Consider the following 18,092-nt stretch of genomic DNA (forward strand, 5'->3'; position numbering starts at 1 on the left):
GCTTGAGGTGCTAGTGCCCTTTATCGGGCGTGGGGGTTCAAGTCCCCCTCCGGACACTCGTTGAGACAGCGAACGGCAGAGCGGACCAGGGAAACCAGGTCCGCTTCGTCGTGCGAGACCCCGGTGGCAGCATCGGAGACACCCGTCCGGGTGGCGGAATGGCAGACGCGCTAGCTTGAGGTGCTAGTGCCCTTTATCGGGCGTGGGGGTTCAAGTCCCCCTCCGGACACTCGTTGAGACAGCGAACGGCGAGGCGGACCAGGGAAACCAGGTCCGCTTCGTCGTTTCTGCACACCGGCCGCTCGACGTGTCGATCGCGGGGCCCTCGTGCGCTCAGGCGCGGTACACCCAGTGCCACGGTTCGCGGGGCGTGTCCTCGACGAAACCGAAGCGCTCGCCGTTGGTCCGCATCCAGGCCTGCGCCTTGGCGTCCAGGCCCAGGTCGACCGCGAGGCCCCACCCGTGGGCGCTGGTTCCCGGCTCGGCCGCAAGGCCCCCTTGGGTGTAGAGGCCCTTGCGCTGGGCGACGTCGACCTGCGCCTCGTAGGACCGGTACGAGTCCGTGATGCCGATCTGGACACCGTCACGGGCCGCGGCGGCCATGAGGGACTCGAGCGCCTGCCCGGCCGGCGCCCAGAGCCGATGGCCGGTCGTCCCGACCTCCTGCAGAGCAGTGCGCGGGACCTTGCCGTTGCCGTAGGCCGCGAGCTCGCTGGGGACGCCGTCGACCGTGCGAGCAGGGCCGACGGCGGTCGAGTCGTCGACCACGGCGCTGAGGACCTGGTCGAAGCGCACGCCGGAGTCGGCGACGACCGGCGTCCTGGTGGCTTCCGCGGTGCGGAACGTCGCTTCGATGTCAGCCACCCGCTGCGCGATCGACGTGATGGCATCCATGCAGGCCCTTCCCTTCCTCCGTGCGGCGTCGAGGGCATGGTGCCGTGACCTTCCGGCGCGCCGCTCCCTGGGCTCCTATGCACGGTCCCGGGACGTCTGCGACCTCGGGCGTTGCCCGTCACCTTCGGGGCCGAGTGCGTCACCCGCGGCGCACGGCCCGGCGCTCGAGCCGTAGCTCTCGGCGGCTCCTCGCGTACGCCGCCGCGTCCCGGCTCGAGAGCGTGAGCAGCATCAGGATGTCGAGCGCCACGGTCAGCAGCGTCGTGCGGAACGTGATCTGGTTCCCGGACACGGCCCACCCGACGAACGACGACGTCGTGCTGATCGTGGCGAGCACCATGACGAGGTCCCGCGCCCAGTTGCGGCCCTTGTAGACGCGCCAGGCCAGGAAGAGCTGGAACAGGGCGACGAGCGAGAGCAGCACCACGACGAGGACCAGCAGCGGCCCGGACGCCTGGTCGATGTCGGCCTGGGTCACGTCGCCGCCCAGGAAGAGCGAGCGCAGCGTCTGGTCCCAGTGCAGCGCGAGGTTCGCGAGCCAGATCAGGTCGGCCACGACGCCCAGCACGACGAGCAGCGCCCCGACCGTGGTGGCCGCCGGTCGGCGCGCGGCGCGCTTCGTGGCGTCGCCCGCGCCGTCGGGTCCGGCCGCGAGGCTCGCCGGCGCCGCGTGGGCCACGGGCGCTGCGACGCCCCGGACGTCCGCGACCGGGAGGTCGCCGCCGGTGCGGATCGCGTCGCCGCCGCCGTTGCGTGCGTGGTACCCGGTCGAGAAGTCCTCGATGACCTCGACGTCGACACCCACGTCGGCACCGAGGAGCGTGGCCACGACGTGGTCGCGCTCCTGGTCGGTGTCCGCCTCGATCTTGTGCGTGACCTGGAGCGTGAACAGGGAGAAGCCCACCGAGCGGTCGTACGTGCCCGCCGCGAGCCAGTCGACGCGACGTCCGCCCGGCAGCGGCCAGCCCGGCGGGCAGCGCCAGAACCGGATGTGGTGGCGTCGCGACGGGTTCCCCTCGACCTCCTGCTGGAACGCGAAGTCCTGCTGGCGCCCGAAGAGGAACAGCGGGCTCACGGGCGCCTGGTCGTAGCTGCGCCGGCTGAGCGTGGCCGCGACGATGCGTCCGCTCGAGGCGAGCGTGACGTCGTCGGCGAGCGTCCATCCTGCGGCCTGCATCGCGGCCCGGACCTGTCCCTCCTCGCCCAGCAGGGCGAGGTTGACGGGGTCGCCCAGCAGCCCGTTGGCCGTGCGCGTGCGGCCGATGAAGTACTCGGGGACGTAGAGCGTCGTGAGGATGCGGTGCAGTCGCGGCAGGGCCAGGTAGGCGATGACGAGCCACACCGCGACGACGTAGAGGATCGCGAACCAGCCGAGGTGGATCGACTCGCTCAGCACGAGCCACGCGAGCCACACCGCCGCGAGGCCCGCGAAGACGAAGAAGAACCCGTCGCCCAGCTCGACGAGCCGGCGGCGCAGGCCGCGCCGGCCGGGCGGACCGGTCGCCTCGGGTTGCCCGTCGGCGGGCTCGGCCTTGGCCTCGGCCGGACGGTTCGCAGGCGCGTCGATGCGCGCAGCGGTGCTGCGGGCGGCGTCGGGCGCGCTCTCGCGGGTCACGCTCCCACCCTAGGTCGCGCGGCGGGTTCAGGCCGGACGAGGGGCGCGTCCGGCCGCCGCTCGGGCGGAACGCGCCCAGGGCGCCTGGTCTCAGACCGAGCAGTCGCAGACCGGGTTGAACTCGACGACCTGGTCGCCGAGCTCGGGGTGCGCCCACGCCTGGGCCTCGGCGAGCGAGGCGAAGCGGCGCCCCGCGAGGCGACCGTTGGCGAACAGGACGCCGGCCTCGATCTGGTCGCGCACGTCGTCGGGGTCAGGGCTCGCCGTGCTCACCGGGCTCGTGGTGCTCACCGCTGTCGTCACCGTGCTCATGGGTCGCGCCTTCCCGTCGGTGGTCCTGCTCCCAGTATCGCGCCGTCCGCACGGTGCGTCAGTAGGCCGTGTCCGTCCAGAGGTGGAACAGGGCGTACGCCCGCACGGGAGACCACGCCTGCGCCGTCGCGGCCGCGGCGCGCGCGTCGATCCCGCCGAGGGCCTTGCGCAGCACGAGGTCCCCGGGCACGAACCCGTCGCGGTCCCCGAGGACCTTGACCGACAGGTAGTCCACGGTCCAGGGCCCGACGCCCGGCAGGGCCAGCAGCCGGGAGCGAGTGTCCGCGAGCGCCGCCGGGTCCCCCGCCGTGCCCGGCCCGAGCGTCAGCCCGTCCACGCCGGCCGCGGCGAGCGCGAGCAGCGTGCGGGTCCGGGCGCCCGTGATCCCGACGGCGGACTGCAGGTCCGTGGCCTGCGCGCCCGCGAGCGTGTCCGGGTCGGGGAAGAGCCGCAGGCCTTCCGAACCCACGACGTCCGCGTCGCGCCCGTACGCCGCCGTGAGCCGCCCCGCGAACGTCCGGCACGCCGCGAGCGAGACCTGCTGACCCAGGACCGTCGTCACCGCGGCCTCGAAACCGGACGGGTGCCCGATCACACGCAGCCCGGGTCGCCGGGCGAGCAACGGCGCGAGCAACGGGTCGGCGCCCAGGACGGCGTGCACGGTCGCGAGGTCGGCCTCGGTGTCGAACCAGCGGGCGACCAGGGCGCACACCTCCTCCGGGTCGGAGCCGCTCCCCCGCACCTCGATCTCCTCGGGCGTCAGCCGCACCGTCACGGCCGCGGTGCCCGAGCACGTCTCGACGAGCCGCGTCACCTCCCCGCGGTCGACGTCGAGGCGGTCGACACGGTCGACGCCCGGCACGGCGTGCGCGACGAGCGTCGCGAGGGCCGAGGCCGCGTCGAAGGGCAGCACCACGGGCACGCGCCGCGACCAGGCCCCCGCCTCGGGCGCACGGGCCGCCGGGGCGGTCGCGGCGCCGTCGGGCAGGGCGGTCATGCGGCTCGCTCCAGGGCGAGCAGCAGGCGCTTGGCCTCCGCGCCGCCCGCGTAGCTGCCCGACGTGCCGTCCGAGCGCACGACCCGGTGGCACGGCACCACGAGCGGCAGCGGGTTCTTGGCGCACGCGGTGCCCACGGCCCGCACGGCGCGCGGGCTGCCCGCGGCCGCCGCGACCTGCGCGTAGGACTCGGTGCGGCCGTAGCCGATGTCGCGCAGGTGGGTCAGGACCTCGCGCCGGAAGGGTCCCGAGGCCATGGTCAGGTCGAGCGGCAGGTCGAACGCGCGGCGCTCGCCCGCGAAGTACTCGTCGATCTCGGTCGCGAGCCGGTCGAGGCGTCCGGGGGCGCGCAGGACGCGCGGGCTCACGGTGCGGGCGATGCGGTCGAGCACGGCGTCGTGGCCCTCGACGTCGAACGCGATGCGCACGACGCCCTGGTCGGTCGCGGCGAGCAGCAGCGTGCCCACGGGGGTGTCGAGGGTGCGGTAGGCGACGTCGAGCAGGCCCGACGACGCAGCGCCCGCAGCGAGGCGGTCGTGCAGCCGCGAGAGCGTGGCCTGGGAGTCGGGGGTGGTACCGAGGGTCGCGAGGAAGGCGACGTCGTCGAACGAGGTGTCGTTCATGAGGCACTTCCTTTCGAGGCGCGAGCGGAGGGGGCACGCGCGGCCGAGGGGCCGGCGGGCGGGTAGGTGCGCCGCAGCGTCGCCATGCCGTCCGAGGCGGCGCGGCGCGCGGCCTCGGTGGTGCCGCCGAGGATCGCGGCGACCTCCTGGTAGGGCAGCCCCGCGACGTGGTGGTAGGCCACGGCCTGGCGCTGCTTGGGCGGCAGGGCCGCGAGCGCCCGCCACAGGTCGTCGTCGCGCTGCTCGACGCCCCGTTCGGGGAGGCCGTCGCGGCTGGGCTCGTGGGTGAGCCCGGCGACGTCGGGCACCGCGATCGGGGCGCGGGCACGGACGCGGGTGACGTCGATCGCCTTGCGGTGCGCGATCGTCACGAGCCAGGCCTCGACGTTGGCCCCCTCGTCGAGGCGCGGGTACGCCTTGAGGGCCGACAGGAAGGTCTCGGACCACGCGTCCTCGGCGTCCACGGGGCCGAGGACCGCGCGGCACACCCGCAGGACCGTGGCGCCGTGCTCGGCGACGACGCGTTCGAAGGGCTTCACGTCGGGTAGACGGCCCGGGCGCGCGGGACGCGAGGTGCCCGACGGCGCCGCACGACGGCGACCATCAGAAGAGCCTGCTCGCGCGCGTCTCGTCGGACTCCTCGAGGGCCAGGAGGAACCGCTTGCGCTCGAGCCCGCCCGCGTACCCCGTCAGGGAGCCGTCGGCCCCGACGACGCGGTGGCAGGGCACGACGATGCTCAGCGGGTTCTGGCCGTTGGCCGCACCGACGGCGCGGGCCAGGTTCCGGTCGCCGAGCGCGAGCGCGAGGTCGCCGTAGGACCGCGTCTCGCCGTACGGGATCTGGGCGAGCAACGCCCAGACCTTCTTCTGGAAGCCGTCCCCGACCGGGGCCAGGTCCAGGTCGAAGTCGCGCCGCGTCCCCGCGAAGTACTCGCCGACCTGGACGCGGACCTCCTCGAACGCGTCGTCGTCGCGCTCGCCGAAGGTCTCGCCGGTGGGGCGTCGCCTGTGGGCGTCGAAGTACAGCGCGCGCAGCCCGTCGGCCGTGCCGACCGCGGTGAGCTCGCCCACGGGCGAGTCGAAGACTGCGTGCCGCACCGTCCTCTCGGCCGGTGTCTCAGGGGTGCCGGGGTCCTCGGGCCGGTCCAGCAGATCCGACACGGCCGTGCCTCCCGTCCTGGTCGTCGCCTGCTCGTCGTGGTGTCCCATGCACTGTAGACGCCGGGGTCCGACAAGACGTGAGGTCGGGTGTCGGTCCCTGGCGGGTAGGGTGTGCTGTCGCGTCGGGACAGACCGCGCGAACCACGCTTGCTGGACGAACACGACCGACGGGACGAACGCATCATGATGGGTGGCCACCACGCCGCCTGCGGCGCGGCCGCATGGGTGGCGGTCACCTCGACCGCCCCGTACACGCTCGGCATCTATCCCGTCTCGGACGTGGGCGTCATCACGGGCGCGATCGTGTGCGCCGGGGCGGCCCTGCTGCCCGACGCCGACCATCACTCGGGCACCATCGCGCACTCGCTGCCGCCCGTCTCCGAGGGCGTCGCGAACCTCGTCGAGACCATCTCCGGCGGGCACCGCCGCGGGACGCACTCGATCCTCGGGATCGCGGTCTTCACCGCGCTCGCGTGGCTCGCGGGCCTCGTGACGTACGAGTCGGACACGTTCGGGACCGTCGCGGTCGGGGCGGGCGTCGTCGCGATCCTGCTCGTCGCGTTCGCGCTCAAGGCCCTCAAGCTCACGCGCGGCGGCAAGCTCGGTCCGTGGATCGGGTCGATCACGATCGCCGTGCTCGTCGCGCTCCTGGCCCCCGAGGAGTGGAACTGGCTCCCCGTCGCGGTCGGGCTCGGCGTCACGGTCCACATCATCGGCGACGTCATGACCACGGGCGGGTGCCCTCTGCTGTGGCCGATCACGTTCAAGGCGCCGCGCTGGGTCCGCAGGACCAACGTGCTCAACGACATCTGGCGCCCGGGCGGCAACTTCGCGCTGCCCGTCCTGGGCAACGCCGGGTCCGTGCGCGAGTGGCTGTTCCTGATCCCCGTCACCGCGTACGCCGTCGCGGGCGTCGTGTGGTCGCTGCTGACCCAGATGGGTCTCGACACGAGCGGTACGTACACGCTGCTCGTGTCCTCGTTCGGGGTCTGACGCCCGCTCCCTCACGGTTCGTCGAGGGCGGTTCCGCGCGAAGGTCGTTTATTCCGTTGCCCGCCCCCGCCGCCGGGTGCGAGGGTGGGCACGTCCGCCGGAGAAGGTCCGGCGCGAGCGCGCAGCCGGGGGCTGCGAGAAGGAGAGGTGTCGTGATGACCGTCGTCGTCGTTCCCCACACCTCCACCTTCCCGAGGAGCCCCAGCCGCTGACGCCGGCTCCTCACCTCACCCGAGGAGCCCCACCCGTGCACGAGCACATCGACCTTCCCGCACTCCCCCGCTACACCGGCGCACCCGAGGCGTTCGACGCCTCCGGCACCGACCCGTACGACCTCGACCCGGACCTCCACCCCGACCAGCGCTGGTCCACGTGGTCCAGCGTCGAGAAGGGCATGCGCGGCCCCGAACCCCGACCCGGCTGGGTCGTGACCGCCGACGCCGCGATCGACACCGACCTCGGCGTCCTCAAGACGGGCAAGGAGGCCGACGTCTTCCTGCTCGAGCGCGCGGTGCCCGACGACCCCGGCCAGTTCTCGCTGCTCGCCGCCAAGCGCTACCGCAGCTCCGAGCACCGCGCCTTCCACCGCGACTCCGCGTACGTCGAGGGGCGCCAGGTCCGGCGCTCGCGCGACCGGCGCGCGATCGAGCGCAAGTCCTCGTACGGGCGCGAGGCCGCAGCCGCGCAGTGGGCCAACGCCGAGTTCGCGGCACTGACCATGCTGTGGTCCGCGGGCGCACCCGTCCCGTACCCGGTCCAGATCGACGGGACCGAGATCCTCATGGAGTTCGTCGGGGAGCACGCGAGCAGCGGCGAGATCGACGGGTCGCCCGCGAGCCGCGTCGCGGCCCCTCGCCTGGCCCGCGTCCGGCCCGACGGCGGCACGGTCGAGGCGTACTGGGACCAGCTCCGGCACGCCATGGGCGTCCTGGCAGCGCACGGGTACGCGCACGGCGACCTGTCTCCCTACAACGTGCTGGCCCAGGGCGAGCGCATCGTGATCATCGACCTGCCGCAGGTCCTGGACCTCGTCGCGAACCCGCACGGCACCGACCTCCTGATGCGCGACTGCCGGACCATGTGCGCGTGGTTCCGCTCCCGAGGGCTCGACGTCGACGAGGGCGAGCTGTTCGCCGAGCTCATCGCGCAGGCGTGGTGAGCTGGTCCGGTCAGGAAGAATGACCGGATGACCCAGACCCTCCGCCTCGCGCTCGTCGGGCTCGACTCCTCGCACGCCGACCAGCACGTGCGCCTGCTGAACGTCGAGCAGCGCTTCCCGGGCGCGCGGGTCACGGTCCTCGCGGACGGTGACCCGCTGCGCGTCGCGGAGCTCGCCGAGCGGAGCGCGGCGGCGGGCGTCCCGGTCCGGGCGGGCGGGCCCGACGACGTCACGTCGGTCGACGCGGTCGTCGTCGCCCACCGCGCGGGCCGGCTCCACCACGCGGCGGCCCTGCCCTTCGTGCGGGCCGGGCTGCCGGTGCTGGTCGACAAGCCGTTCACCGCATCGGTCGCCGACGCCGTGGACCTCGTGACCGCGGCCCGCGCGAGCGGGGCCGTGCTGTCCTCGTGCTCGGCGTTGCGCTTCGTGCCCGACGTCGCACGGCTGCGGGCCGCTGCCCTCGCGCACGGCGAGATCACGACGCTGACCGTGTCCGGTCCCGCCGACCCGGGCTCGCCCCATGACGGCCTGCACTTCCTCGGCATCCACCTCGTCGAGGCCGCCCGCTCGCTCCTCGGGGGCGACGCCGACCTCACGTGGGAGGAACCCGCCGTCGGGCACGAGGACGACGCCGTGACCGCGACCGTGACCGCGACGACGGGCGGACGCGACGTCGTCGTGCGTGTGCGGTGCGTGGACCCCGCCGCGCATCCCACCCAGCCGTTCCACGCGTCCGTGACCACGACGGGCGGGACCGTCGAGGGCGACCTGGACGTCGGGCAGGACTACCTCGAGCCCGTGCTCGCACACTTCCTCGCCCAGGTCGCCGGGACCACCGCACCCGACACGCGCGCCCAGCTCGTGGGCCCGGTCGCGCTCCTGGCCGCGGTGCAGGCGGCGGCTCGGGCGCCATCTCGTGCGGGCTCGGCGCACCCGGCCTAGCGTGAACGGATGACGACCCCCACGTCCGACGCGACCGCCTACGACCACGACGACGTCCAGAGGTTCCTCAACTCCTACGGCGTGGCGCTCGCCGCCGGCGACCTCGACACGATCGCCGAGACGTACGCGTTCCCCGCGCTCGTCGTGACCGACGAGGCCTCGGTGCTCATCAGCGAACCCGACACCGTGCGCGAGTCCTTCCGGGGCGCGGCCGAGAGCTACCGCGAGCGCGGGCTCGTCGGGGCGGTCGCGCAGATCCGGTCGCTCGGGACCACGAGCGCTGGCCTCGTGTGGGCCGACGTGCGATGGAGCTACCGCGACGAGTACGCGGCCGAGGCCGACACCGAGAGCTTTCGCTACCTGCTGCGGCGCGGGCGCGACACGTTCCAGATCTGCGTCGTCGTGCCCGTCGACCCGTTGGCGTGAGACGGGCCGGCTGCTAGGCTCCCCGCCATGCGTTCCTCGCTCCTCCTTACACCGCCGCGCTGACGAGGCACGATCAGCGCGGCAGCCCCTCGTACCCCGAGGGGCTTTTTTGTGCCCACGCACAGGACGGAGCACCGCTGAGGAGAAGCCATGACGCAGGACCAGGACACCACCGCGACGACAGCGCCCATCCCGCCGACCACCACGGGCCGGGCCCGGCACGCCGAGGTCGAGGACCACTGGCAGGAGGCCTGGGAGACGCTCGGGGTGTTCCGCGCCCGCGACGACGGGGCCCGCGAGCGCCGCTACCTGCTGACCATGTTCCCGTACCCGTCCGGTGACCTGCACATGGGCCACGCCGAGGTGTTCGCGCTCGAGGACGTCGTCGCGCGCTACTGGCGCCAGCTCGGGCACGACGTGCTGAACCCCATCGGGTGGGACTCGTTCGGGCTGCCCGCCGAGAACGCCGCGATCCGCCGGGACGAGCACCCCGAGGTCTTCACCGAGACCAACATCGCGACCCAGGCCCGCTCGATCCGGCGCTACGGGGTGTCGTTCGACTGGTCACGCCGTCTGCAGACCTCCGACCCGGCGTTCATGCGGTGGACGCAGTGGCTGTTCGTGCGCCTGGTCGAGCGTGGGCTGGCGTACCGCGCCACAGCCCCCGTCAACTGGTGCCCGCAGGACGGGACCGTGCTCGCGCACGAGCAGGTCGTGGACGGAGCCTGCGAACGGTGCGGCACACGGGTCGTCCGGCGCGACCTGACCCAGTGGTTCCTGCGCATCACCGACTACGCCGACCGGCTCGTCGACGACATGGACGCGCTCGTCGGGCACTGGCCCGAGAAGGTCCTGGCCATGCAACGCCACTGGATCGGACGCAGCGCAGGGGCGCGGGTCGACTTCGCGCTCGTCGACGGGGTGGACGCACGCGGTGCCCGGACGCCGCACGCGGGCCGGCGCACCGTGTCGGCGTTCACCACCCGGCCCGAGACGCTGTTCGGCGTGACGTTCCTGGCCGTGGCCCCCGACGCCGACGTCGCCCGCGAGCTGTGCGCACCCGAGCACGCCGAGGCGCTCGAGACGTACCGCGCCGCGAGCCTGGCCCTGAGCGACATCGACCGCCAGGCCACCTCGCACGAGAGGACCGGTCTCTTCCTGGGGACCTGGGTGGAGCACCCGGCGACGGGCGAACGACTGCCCGTGTGGGCCGCCGACCACGTGCTGCCCGGGTACGCGTCGGGGGTCGTCATGGGAGTCCCCGCGCACGACGAGCGCGACCGGGCCTTCGCCGCACGCCACGGGCTGGCCGTGCGCCCGGTCCTGACCACCGCGCCGGGCGACGGGACCTCGCAGGCGCGCGACGTCGTCGTGCACTCGGACGGAGGTGGGCTGACGCTCGACGGCCTGTCCCCCGCCGAGGCCGCCGCGCGCGCCACGACGTGGCTGTCCGCCCAGGGGCGCGGCGGGCCGCAGGTCGTGCACCGCCTGCGCGACTGGCTGGTCTCGCGCCAGCGCTTCTGGGGAGCCCCCGTCCCGATCGTGCACTGCGCCGCGTGCGGGGAGGTCCCCGTGCCCGACGACGAGCTGCCCGTCCGCCTGCCCGACCTGCGGGGCGAGGCCCTCGCCCCCCGCGGGGTCTCTCCCCTGGCCGGTGCCGAGGACTGGGTACGCACCACCTGCCCGCGCTGCGGGCGCGAGGCCCGACGGGACACGGACACGCTCGACACGTTCGTCGACTCGTCCTGGTACTTCCTGCGCTACTGCTCCCCGGGACACACGGAAGGGCCGTTCGACCCCGAGGCGGTGCGTCGATGGATGCCCGTGGCGCAGTACGTCGGGGGCGTCGAGCACGCCGTCCTGCACCTGCTCTACAGCCGCTTCGTGACCAAGGTGCTGCACGACATGGGCCTGGTCGACGTCGTCGAACCGTTCGCCACCCTGCTCAACCAGGGGCAGGTGATCAACCAGGGCCGGGCCATGAGCAAGTCGCTCGGCAACGGCGTGGACCTCGGGGCCCAGCTCGACGCGTACGGGGTCGACGCGGTGCGGCTCACGATGGTCTTCGCCGGGCCGCCCGAGGACGACGTCGACTGGGCGGCCCTGTCCCCCGGGAGCATGCAGCGGTTCCTGGGCCGGGTGCTGCGCGTGGCCCAGGACGTGACGAGCCCGGCCGTCGCCCGCGCATGGTCGACGGCCAGCCCCGCGGCGACAGGCGGCGATGCCGCATTGCGCCGGGTCACGCACCGGACGGTCCACGACGTCACCGGGTCGCTCGACACGTCCCGGTTCAACGTGGCCGTGGCGCGCGTCATGGAGCTCACGAACGCGGCACGGCGGGCGATCGACGCCGGACCGGGGCCTGCCGACCCCGCCGTGCGGGAGGCAGCCGAGTCCCTCGCGATCCTGCTGAGCCTGTTCGCCCCGTACACGGCCGAGGAGATGTGGGCAGCCCTCGGGCACGCCCCCTCGGTCGCGGTGGCCGGATGGCCACCGGTCGATCCCGCCCTGCTGGCCGAGTCGACGGTCGAGGCCGTGGTGCAGGTCGACGGCCGCGTGCGGGACCGGGTCATGGTGGACGCGGCGGTCGGCGAGGACGAGCTCCAGGAGACTGCGCTGGGGCGCGAGGCCGTCCGGCGCGCCGTGGCCGGGCGCGCGGTGGTCCGAGTCGTCGTGCGGGCACCGCGGGTGGTCAACGTCGTCACCCGGGGGTGAGGCGGTCGGAGGTACGGTCAGGGGCGGACCGAGAGCCCCGACAGGTCCGGGACCACCCACCGGCCGGCGACGCGGTCGAGCTCGACGACCGCCGCGACCGTCCGCCCGTCCATGGGGAACGCGCCCAGGATCCGTGGGACCAGGCCACCGGGGGCTCCGTCCTGCGGCTCCCAGGCGACCTCGATGCCCTCGTCCGCGAGGGAGTCCTCGTCGATCACGGCGAGGACGAGCGGGATCGAGGCGTCGGCGTAGCGGCCGTCGAGCACCGACGGCAACCCCGCCAGGGTCGTCGCATGGACGAACCCCTCGACCTCGTACAACGTGTTGCGCGTGGCGACGTTGTACTCGCCGAAGCGCTCGCAGGCCTCCCAGTCGTCGCTGAAGGCCACGTGCAGCACTCTGTGTCCACCCACCGGTGATCTCCTCGTTCGCAGAAAATGAAACGCGACCGTATCATTAATGCATGACGACGACAGCGGACGGATCGACGGGCCCGGCGACGGCGCGACGCCCCGGGCGGCCACGCACGGCAGAGCGGGCGGCTCGTCGGGCCGGGCTGCTCGACGTCGCGATCCAGATCTTCGGCGCGCGCGGGTACGGCGCGACCACGATCGAGGCCGTCGCGAGCGAGGCAGGCGTGACCAAGCGCACCATCTACCAGCACTTCACGGACAAGGCCGGGCTCTTCGTCGCCGCGGTCGAGAGCCAGCACGCGCACGAGCACACGATCACCGGGGAGGACCTCGAGTCGCTCGCCACCCGGATCGTCCGCACCCTGCACGGCGACCAGGCGGTCACCCTGCACCGGCTCGTCATCGCGGAGGCGCTGCAGTTCCCCGACCTGGCCGCGGCGTTCTACACCCACGGGCCCGCGAGCTCGACCGAGGCGCTCGCCCACCACCTCGCCGTGCACCTCGGCGCCGCCCCGAGCGCCCCGAGCGCCCTGAGCGCCCCGAGCGCCCCGGTCGACGATGCCACCCGCTCGCTCGCCGAGGCCCTGTACACGCTCCTCCTCGGCGAGGCGCACCGGCGACGCCTGCTCGGCCTGGCTCCCGCTCCGACCGTGGCGCAGGCGCGCGAGCACGCCCACCGCGCGGTCACGACCGTCTGCGGGCCGCGCCGTCCCCTGCCCGACCTCCCGGGCGACGAGCTCCGGCACCCGCGGCGTCGCAGGTCCGCATCCACCTCGGACTAGGCTCGACCGCATGATCCTGCGTGCCTACGACGAGTCCGACGCGGAAGCGACGCTCCGCGTGTTCCTCCGAGCCGTGCGGGTCACGGCGAGCAAGGACTACTCGCCCGAGCAGATCGCGGCCTGGGGGTCGGACGACATCCCGCTCGACGTCTGGGCGGTCAAGCGCCTGCAGACCGGCACGGTCGTCGCCGTCGAGGGCGACGAGGTCCTCGGCTTCAGCGACGTCGACGAGCGCGGGTACGTCGACATGATGTTCGTCGATCCCGCGGTGACCCGACGCGGCGTCGCGTCCGCGCTGCTCGAGCACGTGACGCGCGCAGCCCGCGAGCACGGAGCCGTCGAGCTCACGACGTACGCGAGCCTCACCGCACGTCCCTTCTTCGAGAAGCACGGATTCGTCGTGGTCGAGGAGCGTCAGCCCGTGCTCCGAGGGGTCTCGCTGACCAACTTCAGCATGCGCAAGCCGCTCGCCTGACCGCCACGCGGTGCATCACCGTCGGTCCGGGCGGTCTCCTTCCAGGTAGCGGGTGCATCCGCGCCCGCCCACCGAAGGAGGGGGCACCATGGCACTCACGACCAGCGCGCTGACACTCATCGGCCGACGGCACCCAGCGATCTTCGACCTGCTGGGCAACCCGTACGGCCCCTTCACCAGTTCCCGAGGGGCCGAGGTCTTCCTCAACCCGCAGCCGCTGCCGCCCGGACCTCCGGACGGGATGCGCACCGGGTTCCACGCGGGCGCCGCGCTCGTCCAGCTCGCGTTCACGGCGCACCACCTGCACGTCGGGTTCGACGTCGACGTCGACGACTGGTGCCCCACTCCTCCGCGGCGCCCCCAGCTTCCGCCGTGGCCGGGCCCTCGCCCGCGCCCGTGGCGCTTCGAGGTGGTCGACGAGAGCTGGGGTGTGGACTACGTGCTCGGCCTCGCGACGTCGCTCGAGGTGTCGGCCTCCGTCTGGGAGGGCTTTGCCGGGGCAGACGTCCTGGGCGGTGTCCACGGCCGGGCACTGGAGATCGGGGCCAAGCAGGGGTAGGCGCCGACCGGTCGAGATGCGGCCAGCTGGGGTTCCTCCGGCGAAACGACCCCAGCTGGCCTCATCTCGACGGGCCCGCTCCCGCGTCACAGCACCGTGAGCCCGGCGCTGCCCGTCGTACGCGGCCGCGGTGTGCGGCGAAGCCCCCGGTCAGCCTTCCTGCGCGACCAGCACCGACACCGCGACGCCCGCCCCCGTGCCCGCCTCGACGGTGACGGCATGGCTGAGGCCCAGGTCCACCTCGTCGGCGGTCGTCAGCGCGACGTACCCCGTGTCCCCGGGGCGGAACCCGCACGAGACCGTCCCGAGGTCCGCCCCGTCGAACCCCACGTGCGCATCGCCGTCGCCCTCGCACGTGACCGCCACGGTGAGCGGCGCAGCGCTCGGTGCGTCCTCTCGGTCCGCGACCTGGAGCGCACCGGGCTCGACCGTCAGATCGATCGCCGAGCGCCCGCTCGAGGACACGAACGCGACGCCCGACGTCAGCTCGCTCTGCGCCTCCAGGAGATCGTCGGGCGTGACCGGGTCCACCCCGCACCCGGTCAGCAGGACGAAGGCGGCAGCGGCACCCCCGGCAAGGAGAGCGGGCATCGATCGACGGCTGGCGCGTGCAGGTCCGGTCATGGGCCCGAGTATGCCAGCGGAGCCCTACTGGAAGTCCCGCGACCGCGACGCGACCTGCAGCGACAGCGGCGCGAGGTGCTCCGCGAGGAGGTTCGTGGCGCCGTCGGCCCGTTCGAGACGGCCCCGCACCACGAGCGCGGGCGACGACCGCGCGACCCGCCGGAACCGTTGCCACAGGCCGGGCGTGCAGATGACGTTGAGCAGCCCCGTCTCGTCCTCGATCGACAGGAACGTCACGCCGCCCGCCGTCCCGGGGCGCTGGCGGTGGGTCACGACTCCCCCGACCGCGACCCGCCGACCGGCCTCGTGCACGACGGCCTCCGCGACCGTGATGACCCCGGCCCGTCGCAGCCCGGGGCGCACGTACCGGGTCGGGTACGAGTCGGTCGAGACGCCCGTGGCCCACACGTCCGCGACGGCGGTCTCGACCTCGCTCATGCCCGGCAGCGTGGGCGCCTCGACCCCGACCGAGACCCCGGGCAGCGTGTCCGGCCCCTCCTGGGCGAGCGCCCCCGCGGCCCACAGCGCCTCGCGCCGGGCCACGCCCAAGGACTCGAGCGCGCCGCCCGTCGCGAGGGCCTCGAGCTGGGTCGTGGTCAGGTCGACACGCCGCACCAGGTCGCGCAGGTCCGTGAACGGCCCGGCCGCCCGCGCCGCGACGACCGCCTCCGCAACCGGGTCCCCCACCCCGCGCACGCTGCCCAGCCCCATGCGCACCGCGAGGGACAGGTCGGGGTGCGCGGCGCCGTCGGGCCGCACGTCCCTGCCCGACGGCGACCCCTCCTTCGCCGCCCGGCTCGCCGACGCGCGGGGCAGCCGCTCGACCCCCGCCTTGACGCCCGACGCGTTGACGTCCGGGCGCAACGCCGTGACCCCGTGACGGCGCGCGTCCGCGACGAGCGACTGCGGCGAGTAGAACCCCATGGGCTGCGCCGCGAGCAGGCCCGCGTAGAACGCGGCCGGGTGGTGCACCTTGAGCCACGCGCTCGCGTACACGAGGTACGCGAACGAGTAGGCGTGCGACTCGGGGAACCCGAAGTCCGCGAACGCCTTGAGCTTGTCGAAGATCTGCTCGGCGACGTCCGGGGCGACCCCGTTCCTCGCCATGCCGTCCAGGAGCCGCCCGTGCAGCGCCTCCATGCGCTCGACCGACCGCTTGGAGCCCATCGCGCGGCGCAGCTGGTCCGCCTCGGCCGCGCTGAAGCCCGCGACGTCGATCGCCATCTGCATGAGCTGCTCCTGGAAGAGCGGCACGCCCAGCGTCTTCGCGAGCGACTTCTCGAGCAGCGGGTGCAGGAACGTGACCTTCTCCCGGCCGCGCGCACGGTTGATGTACGGGTGCACCGAGCCGCCCTGGATGGGGCCGGGACGGATGAGCGCGACCTCGATCACGATGTCGTAGAACGTGCGCGGCTGCAGGCGCGGCAGCGTCGCCATCTGGGCGCGCGACTCGACCTGGAACACCCCGACCGTGTCCGCCGCGCACAGCAGGTCGTACACCGCGGGGTCGTCGTCGGGCAGCGAGTGCAGCTCGAGGGCGAGCCCCTCGTGCTCGGCGATCAGCTCGAACGCGACCCGGATCGCCGTGAGCATCCCCAGGCCCAGCAGGTCGAACTTCACGAGCCCCGCGTCCGCGCAGTCCTCCTTGTCCCACTGCAGGACCGTGCGCCCTTCCATGCGCGCCCACTCGACCGGGCACACCTCGATCACCGGGCGGTCGCACATGACCATGCCGCCCGAGTGGATCCCGAGGTGCCTCGGGAGTCTCAGGAGGCGCTCCGCGAGGCTCAGCACCGGGCCCGGGATCTCGCCCTCCTCGGCTGCCGACGGCGGACGGCGCGCGGGCACGACGTCGTGCGGGTCGTCGGAGCGCAGCGTGGGGTCGTCCCGCCTGTCGTTGTCGTCGTGGGCGAGCGGGTCGACGACGCGACCCGACAGGTCCGGGGTCCAGTCGGCGTGACCTGCGTGCGGGCGGTCGGGGCGGCGCCGCTGCGCACGCTGCCGGGGTTCACCCGTCCCCCAGACCTCGGCCGTGCGGGCGTCCTTCGCCGCGGTGCGCGTGACGACGGCGGGCGCGTCGGCGACCCCAGGGGCCGACCCGTGCGCCCCGCGCCGCGCGATCGCCTGGTCGCGGACCGCCCGGTCCGCCGCGGGGCTCGACGGGTCGGGCCCGCGCAGCGACCCCCAGCGCTCGATCGACTTGCTCCACGCGTCCTGCTGCCCGACGTCGTGCCCGAGGGCCCGCGCGGCGTCGCGCACCGCGGACTTCGGCCGGTAGGAGATGACGTTGGCGACCTGCGCCGCGTGCGTGCGCCCGAACCGCTCGTACACGTACTGGATGACCTCCTCGCGGCGCACCGACTCGATGTCGACGTCGATGTCCGGGGGGCCGTCGCGCTCGGGCGCGAGGAAGCGCTCGAACAGCAGACCGTGCTTGACAGCGTCCACGGCCGTGATGCCCAGCGCGTAGCAGACGGCCGAGTTCGCGGCCGAGCCGCGCCCCTGCGCGAGGATGCCGCGGGCGCGGCAGAACTCGACGAGGTCGTACACGATGAGGAAGTACCCCGGGAAGCCGAGCTGCTCGATGATCGCGAGCTCGTGGTCGATCTGCCGCCACGCCCCGGGCTCGTGCTCGGCCCCTCGGGGACCGTAGCGGTCGGTGCCCCCTCGCTCCACGAGCACGCGCAGCCACGACCTCTCGTCGTGCCCCGCGGGCACCGGGTACGGCGGCAGCTCGGGGGCCACGAGGCGCAGGTCGAACTGGCACTCGGCGCCCAGCTCCGCCGCGGTCGCCACGGCCTGCGGGTGGCGGCGGTGCCGGTCGAGCATCTCGGCCGCCGAGCGCAGGTGCGCGGTGGGGGCACCGGGCAGCCAACCGTCCATGTCGTCGAGCGACGACCGGGCGCGCACGGCCGCGAGCGCCCCCGCGAGGGCGGCGTCGCGAGGGCGCGCGTAGTGCACGTTGCCGGTCGCGACGAGCGGCAGGTGCGCGCCCGCGGCGAGCTCGGCGAGCGCGTCGCACAGGTCGCTGTCGCGGGGGTCGCCCGCGTCGGTGATCTCCACGGCCACGTTGTCGGCACCGAAGACCTGCACGAGCCGGTCGAGCTCGCGCCGGGCGGCCCGCGGCCCCTCGGTGAGAAGCGCGGAGCGCACGGCACCCTTGCGGCAGCCCGTGAGGACGAGCCACTGGCCGTCCGACTGCTCGCCGAGCCGTTCGAGCCGATAGTCGGCCGCACCCTTGGTGCCCGTCGCGAGGTGCGCGGTCGCGATCGCGCTCGACAGGTTGCGGTACCCGTCCGGGCCGCGGGCCAGGACGAGCAGGTGGGACGCACGCGGGTCGGGCACGCCCGTGGGCGCGTCCAGGACGGGGGGCGGCGCGGGGGGCGGGCGCGACGGGCAGGT

The 18,092-nt window shown here is 73.9% G+C and carries 18 protein-coding genes and 1 tRNA gene; 9 read left to right on the top strand and 10 right to left on the bottom strand.

Going from position 1 to position 18,092, the window contains the following annotated elements; translation table 11 throughout:
* Positions 1–144: 144 nt before the first annotated feature.
* Positions 145–229 (top strand) — tRNA-Leu (locus H9652_RS09460).
* A 104-nt stretch (positions 230–333) separates the two neighbouring features.
* Here H9652_RS09460 and H9652_RS09465 read toward each other — a convergent pair.
* The 7 genes from H9652_RS09465 to H9652_RS09495 form a co-directional block, all read right to left on the bottom strand.
* Positions 334–894, bottom strand: a complete 561-nt coding sequence (locus tag H9652_RS09465) for a M15 family metallopeptidase (RefSeq protein ID WP_191796005.1) — start codon at positions 892–894, stop codon at positions 334–336.
* 139 nt (positions 895–1,033) lie between these two features.
* The gene (locus H9652_RS09470; RefSeq protein ID WP_318244069.1) at positions 1,034–2,509 is read right to left on the bottom strand and encodes an LssY C-terminal domain-containing protein; all 1,476 of its coding nucleotides are present in this window, start codon (positions 2,507–2,509) and stop codon (positions 1,034–1,036) included.
* A 90-nt stretch (positions 2,510–2,599) separates the two neighbouring features.
* The gene (locus H9652_RS09475; protein WP_225227997.1) at positions 2,600–2,821 is read right to left on the bottom strand and encodes a hypothetical protein; all 222 of its coding nucleotides are present in this window, start codon (positions 2,819–2,821) and stop codon (positions 2,600–2,602) included.
* 58 nt (positions 2,822–2,879) lie between these two features.
* Positions 2,880–3,818, bottom strand: a complete 939-nt coding sequence (locus H9652_RS09480) for a DNA-3-methyladenine glycosylase family protein (RefSeq protein WP_191796006.1) — start codon at positions 3,816–3,818, stop codon at positions 2,880–2,882.
* A complete protein-coding gene (locus H9652_RS09485) occupies positions 3,815–4,441 on the bottom strand; it encodes a methylated-DNA--[protein]-cysteine S-methyltransferase (RefSeq protein WP_191796007.1) in 627 nt (208 codons plus the stop codon). The genes H9652_RS09480 and H9652_RS09485 overlap by 4 nt, the downstream gene beginning before the upstream one ends.
* Entirely contained in the window at positions 4,438–4,980 is a 543-nt protein-coding gene (locus H9652_RS09490) for an RNA polymerase sigma factor (protein WP_191796008.1), read from the bottom strand. The genes H9652_RS09485 and H9652_RS09490 overlap by 4 nt, the downstream gene beginning before the upstream one ends.
* Before the next feature lie 64 nt (positions 4,981–5,044).
* Positions 5,045–5,650, bottom strand: a complete 606-nt coding sequence (locus H9652_RS09495; RefSeq protein ID WP_191796009.1) for a methylated-DNA--[protein]-cysteine S-methyltransferase — start codon at positions 5,648–5,650, stop codon at positions 5,045–5,047.
* A 135-nt stretch (positions 5,651–5,785) separates the two neighbouring features.
* Here H9652_RS09495 and H9652_RS09500 point away from each other — a divergent pair, with 135 nt between their 5' ends.
* The 5 genes from H9652_RS09500 (at position 5,786) to leuS (ending at position 11,837) form a co-directional block, all read left to right on the top strand.
* Positions 5,786–6,595 carry a metal-dependent hydrolase gene (locus H9652_RS09500; protein WP_191796010.1) on the top strand — a complete coding sequence of 270 codons (810 nt, stop codon included), beginning with the start codon at positions 5,786–5,788 and terminating at the stop codon, positions 6,593–6,595.
* 247 nt (positions 6,596–6,842) lie between these two features.
* Positions 6,843–7,754, top strand: coding sequence for a serine protein kinase RIO (locus H9652_RS09505; protein WP_318244070.1), 912 nt, complete (start codon positions 6,843–6,845; stop codon positions 7,752–7,754).
* A 27-nt stretch (positions 7,755–7,781) separates the two neighbouring features.
* Positions 7,782–8,696: a Gfo/Idh/MocA family protein gene (locus H9652_RS09510; RefSeq protein WP_191796011.1), complete on the top strand. Its 915-nt coding sequence runs from the start codon at positions 7,782–7,784 to the stop codon at positions 8,694–8,696.
* Positions 8,697–8,705: 9 nt separating this feature from the next.
* Entirely contained in the window at positions 8,706–9,122 is a 417-nt protein-coding gene (locus H9652_RS09515; protein ID WP_191796012.1) for a hypothetical protein, read from the top strand.
* Between the two features lie 150 nt (positions 9,123–9,272).
* Complete coding sequence (gene leuS / locus H9652_RS09520; RefSeq protein ID WP_191796013.1) at positions 9,273–11,837, top strand: leucine--tRNA ligase; 2,565 nt, start codon at positions 9,273–9,275, stop codon at positions 11,835–11,837.
* Between the two features lie 17 nt (positions 11,838–11,854).
* On the opposite strand, the gene H9652_RS09525 is transcribed toward leuS, so the two are convergent.
* Positions 11,855–12,250 carry a DUF952 domain-containing protein gene (locus H9652_RS09525; RefSeq protein ID WP_191796014.1) on the bottom strand — a complete coding sequence of 132 codons (396 nt, stop codon included), beginning with the start codon at positions 12,248–12,250 and terminating at the stop codon, positions 11,855–11,857.
* Between the two features lie 50 nt (positions 12,251–12,300).
* Here H9652_RS09525 and H9652_RS09530 point away from each other — a divergent pair, with 50 nt between their 5' ends.
* The 3 genes from H9652_RS09530 (at position 12,301) to H9652_RS09540 (ending at position 14,066) form a co-directional block, all read left to right on the top strand.
* Complete coding sequence (locus tag H9652_RS09530; RefSeq protein ID WP_191796015.1) at positions 12,301–13,032, top strand: TetR/AcrR family transcriptional regulator; 732 nt, start codon at positions 12,301–12,303, stop codon at positions 13,030–13,032.
* 10 nt (positions 13,033–13,042) lie between these two features.
* Positions 13,043–13,507 (top strand): GNAT family N-acetyltransferase, encoded by a 465-nt coding sequence (locus H9652_RS09535; RefSeq protein ID WP_191796016.1) that lies wholly within the window; start codon positions 13,043–13,045, stop codon positions 13,505–13,507.
* An 88-nt stretch (positions 13,508–13,595) separates the two neighbouring features.
* A complete protein-coding gene (locus tag H9652_RS09540; RefSeq protein ID WP_191796017.1) occupies positions 13,596–14,066 on the top strand; it encodes a hypothetical protein in 471 nt (156 codons plus the stop codon).
* A 150-nt stretch (positions 14,067–14,216) separates the two neighbouring features.
* Here H9652_RS09540 and H9652_RS09545 read toward each other — a convergent pair whose 3' ends face one another.
* Both H9652_RS09545 and H9652_RS09550 read right to left on the bottom strand, forming a co-directional pair.
* Positions 14,217–14,690 carry a hypothetical protein gene (locus H9652_RS09545; protein ID WP_191796018.1) on the bottom strand — a complete coding sequence of 158 codons (474 nt, stop codon included), beginning with the start codon at positions 14,688–14,690 and terminating at the stop codon, positions 14,217–14,219.
* A gap of 24 nt (positions 14,691–14,714) precedes the next feature.
* A complete protein-coding gene (locus tag H9652_RS09550; RefSeq protein WP_191796019.1) occupies positions 14,715–18,035 on the bottom strand; it encodes a helix-hairpin-helix domain-containing protein in 3,321 nt (1,106 codons plus the stop codon).
* Between the last annotated feature and the right edge of the window lie 57 nt (positions 18,036–18,092).

Origin of the sequence: Oerskovia rustica (genome assembly GCF_014836555.1) — a bacterium.
Classification (GTDB): domain Bacteria; phylum Actinomycetota; class Actinomycetes; order Actinomycetales; family Cellulomonadaceae; genus Oerskovia; species Oerskovia rustica.